2 protein-coding genes and 1 pseudogene are annotated in these 3,828 nt (G+C 54.0%); 1 reads left to right on the top strand and 2 read right to left on the bottom strand.

The window, feature by feature from the left end; genetic code table 11:
• Positions 1 to 1,286: UvrD-helicase domain-containing protein (locus Q3981_RS04945; protein WP_368410091.1), on the bottom strand; the 1,286-nt coding region annotated here is incomplete at its 3' end.
• A gap of 100 nt (positions 1,287 to 1,386) precedes the next feature.
• Positions 1,387 to 1,980 (bottom strand): MBL fold metallo-hydrolase, encoded by a 594-nt coding sequence (locus Q3981_RS04940; protein WP_303124350.1) that lies wholly within the window; start codon positions 1,978 to 1,980, stop codon positions 1,387 to 1,389.
• 346 nt (positions 1,981 to 2,326) lie between these two features.
• Between Q3981_RS04940 and Q3981_RS04935 the strand changes: the two are divergent.
• A pseudogene (locus tag Q3981_RS04935) lies at positions 2,327 to 3,828 on the top strand (excinuclease ABC subunit A); the annotation flags it as partial.

Below are 3,828 nucleotides of genomic sequence, written 5' to 3'. Positions count from 1 at the left end.
GGATCCAGCTCGGGCCACAGACTGTCCATCAATTCGATGACTGCAGGCTCCTCTTCCAGATCTTCCCGCAGCGCAACTCGGTCGCCGGCATCAAGGAGATTATTCCCGCCTAATGGGTCTTCGCCGATTTGATCGGCAAAGGCGTCGGCGAGAAGGTCCAGGAATTTGTCTTGAAAAATACCGCGAGCCTGGTTGTGCGCTTTTCGCGAACGACGAGCCCGCGTCCGCGCAGCTCGAACCATCGCGGGCGTGACGTCCAGGTGATGGCCATCCACACTCAACGACGTCGTTTCGTCGGGGACGAGCTGATAGTTCTTCACGGCATTAGTCAGGATCTCCACCATTTCAATGGATCCTTTGACTTCTCTGCTGAGCTCAGAGTCAATTCGCGACGACGTTACTCCGGGGTAGAGATCGCCGATGGTCGACAGGACAACGCCACCTTCACCCAGCGTCGGAAGAACGCGGGAAATGTAGTCGATAAACGTCCTGTTGGGCCCGATGACTAACACGCCGGTGGGAGAGAGGACGTCTCGCCATGTGTACAGCAGATATGCGACACGGTGGAGGGCTACCGCCGTTTTCCCAGTTCCGGGGCCACCTTCCACAACAGTGACTCCGCGGTAAGGATCACGGATGATGGTATCTTGCTCGCGCTGAATTGTTGCGACGATGTCGGTCATATGCCCCGTGCGGGCTGCGTTGAGCGCTGAAAGCAGAGGGGATTCATCGCCAGCACCGCGTGGGGATGAGTCCGCGTTAACGTCATCCGCGTTGAGCGCTTCAGCGTCAAGGTACTCGTCAGTGACTCCCGTTACAGTGCGTCCGTTCGTCCGCAAGTGGCGTCGTAGAGCCACACCTTCCGGGTGTGCAGTCGTCGCCAAGTAATAGGGCCGTGCCCCCGGGGCGCGCCAATCCATGAGGAGAGTCCGATAATCGTCATCCTTATCGGACAACCCGATCCGCCCGATGTAGCGTCGATCCAGCTCAGGGTTGTCCGGAGATGGGTTTTCCGGTTCCTCGCCATCGGTTTCGACAACATCGATACGGCCGAAACACAGGCCAATTTCGGCTGAGGACAGCATGGTAAGCCGGTCATGCAACGTGCTATACGCCGTTTCTCGTTCGACGAGGCCACGAGGATCATGAGTACGCCGGCGTAGAACTGAACTCAGTTTTTCCTCAGAGAGTCGACGTTCACGATCGACGTAGGTGAAGAGTGAGTCGAGAACACGCTGCTCGTAGGCGATGGCGGATTGTTCAGAATCGGTCGTGGGGGTTCCCACATTCTCTCCAATAAACGTAGGGGTCTTTCGAAGCAATCATCCGTGACGGATCAACCCCGTGGGCGTGAGAACTGTTCGCCCACGGGGTAGGTTGCGTTGATCACCACCCACGCTCACGCCATTCGGCGAGATGAGGATATTCGGCACCCAGTGTCGTATCGTCCCCATGGCCCGGGTGGATACAGGTTGACCCATCATACACATCGAAGAGCTTGTGGGTGACGTCGTCTAATAAACGGTTGAAGTCCTCCGATGACGACGTTTTTCCGACCCCGCCGGGGAAAAGAGAATCGCCAGTGAAAACGTGAACGGGCGCTTTAATACCGAGCGAAGATTGCGGGTCACAGGCTATGGCCAGGCCCTCACGTGTGTGGCCGTGGAGAGTAATGCCGGACAAGTGAAGGCCAGCTAGCTTCTCACTGGCGAGGTCTAACCTTTCTCCATCCTTGACGACGCGGTCAGCATCGGCAGGTAAATCAGGTGCATCCCCGGCGGATGCATGATGCCGTGCCCCAGTCTGCTGGAGAACTTCTTGGAGGGCTCCGACGTGATCATAGTGTGAATGTGTAGTGATAACGTCCGTTATTTTCACGCTTGCGGCACCGGCGAGATCGAGGAGGAAAGGCGCGTCAGTTGCCGCATCAATGAGGACCGCATCGTTATCCACTGCCAGGAGATAGCAGGAATTGTCCATGGATCCCACGGAAGTTTTGATAATAGATACGACGCTTGCCTCGGATGAGGTGGGCTGTCCATCGCGGGATTGAGGTGGGGCTTCATAGACCAATCGCTGAGCCTGCCGAGGGCCGTCAATATGCCCTGTGTACGAGCCAAAAACTATATGTTCGTTGGTGCGAGCTGCCGCGTTATCCGTGTCTGCGTGTGATCTTTCCGAGTTTTCTGGAGTGTTGCTGGAAGTACTCATGCGTCCACCCTAGGTCTTTTTCGTGACGCTGTGTGCGGGGTGGCCTGTACTGGTCGTAGAATAGCGCGGTATTCGTTTCACAAACCATTAATGAGCGGTATAAGGAGGGAAATCTGTGGCAGATCGACTGATCGTCCGGGGAGCCAGTGAACATAACTTAAAAGGCGTTGATATCGATTTACCTCGAGACGAACTCATCGTTTTCACGGGTTTATCCGGATCCGGTAAATCATCCCTTGCCTTCGATACGATTTTTGCTGAGGGGCAGCGTCGTTATGTCGAGTCATTGAGCTCTTATGCCCGTCAGTTCCTAGGCCAGATGGAGAAACCGGCGGTCGATTTTATTGAGGGACTCTCACCGGCTGTTTCCATTGACCAGAAGTCAACGAACCATAATCCGCGTTCAACGGTGGGGACGATCACCGAAGTTTATGATTACCTCCGGCTTCTCTATGCGCGCATTGGCATCCCGCACTGCCCGACCTGTGGTGCAGTTATTGAGCGCCAGACACCGCAACAAATTGTTGACCAGATTATGGATATGGAGCAAGGACTCCGATTCCAAATCTTGGCCCCGGTTGTGCGGACACGAAAAGGGGAGTTTGTTGACTTATTCGAGAACCTTTCAGCACAGGGATATGTTCGCGTCCGCGTAGATGGAACGACTTATCACATTTCCGATGTCCCTAAATTGGAAAAACAGGTCAAACATAATATCGAAGTTGTTATTGACCGTCTGTCAGTAAAGCCGACTCAGAAGCAGCGGTTAACTGATTCTGTCGAAACCGCATTGAATCTTGCTGATGGGGTAGTCATCTTTGATTTTGTCTCCTTAGATGATGATCATCCTTATCGTTTCCGACGTTTTAGCGAGAAGATGGCATGCCCGAATGGTCATCCACTAGCCATTGATGAACTAGAACCGAGAACGTTCTCGTTCAACTCGCCATACGGAGCTTGTCCCGAATGCGATGGGTTGGGGAGCAAGCTCACCGTTGATGAATCGTTAGTGATTCCTGACGATACAAAGCCACTGGTCGAAGCCATCGCGCCGTGGGTGAGTAACCATTCAACGTTCTATTCGAAAATGGTGGAGGCGATAGCCCAGCAGTTGGGGGTTTCTCCGAGCACGCCGTGGAAAGACCTGACCGCGTCTCAGAAGCGGACGATCATGCATGGATCGAATCATCAGATTTCCATTCGTTATCGCAATGCTTATCGGAGAGTAAGGAAATATAGCGCGCCGTTTGAAGGGGTCATGCCATTTCTTCATCGGCGGATAGACCAGGCAGAGTCTGATTCGCAAAAACAGCGGTTCACGGCATATATGCGTGAGGTACCGTGCCCGAAGTGCCATGGGGCTCGTTTAAAGCCCGAGGTCCTCTCGGTCAAGATCGCTGGAGATTCTTCGGATGGCACCAACCAGGAGTTATCCATCGCGGAGCTTAGTGATTTATCTATCTCTGACGCTTCGGTGTTCTTAAATTCGTTAACGCTCTCCTCCCGTGAGGAAATGATTTCCGGCCGAGTGCTCAAGGAAGTGCAGGCGCGACTGACTTTCCTTCTCGACGTCGGACTGGAGTATCTCTCACTATCTCGTTCGGCTGGAACCCTTTC

Origin of the sequence: Corynebacterium sp. (genome assembly GCF_030530965.1) — a bacterium.
Lineage (GTDB): Bacteria > Actinomycetota > Actinomycetes > Mycobacteriales > Mycobacteriaceae > Corynebacterium.
This window is presented reverse-complemented; position numbering and strand designations above follow the sequence as displayed.

Bases quoted from the DNA above. Each gene is read 5' to 3' on its own strand.
- Q3981_RS04940 (WP_303124350.1), bottom strand. From the start codon at position 1,980: ATGGACAATTCCTGCTATCTCCTGGCAGTGGATAACGATGCGGTCCTC.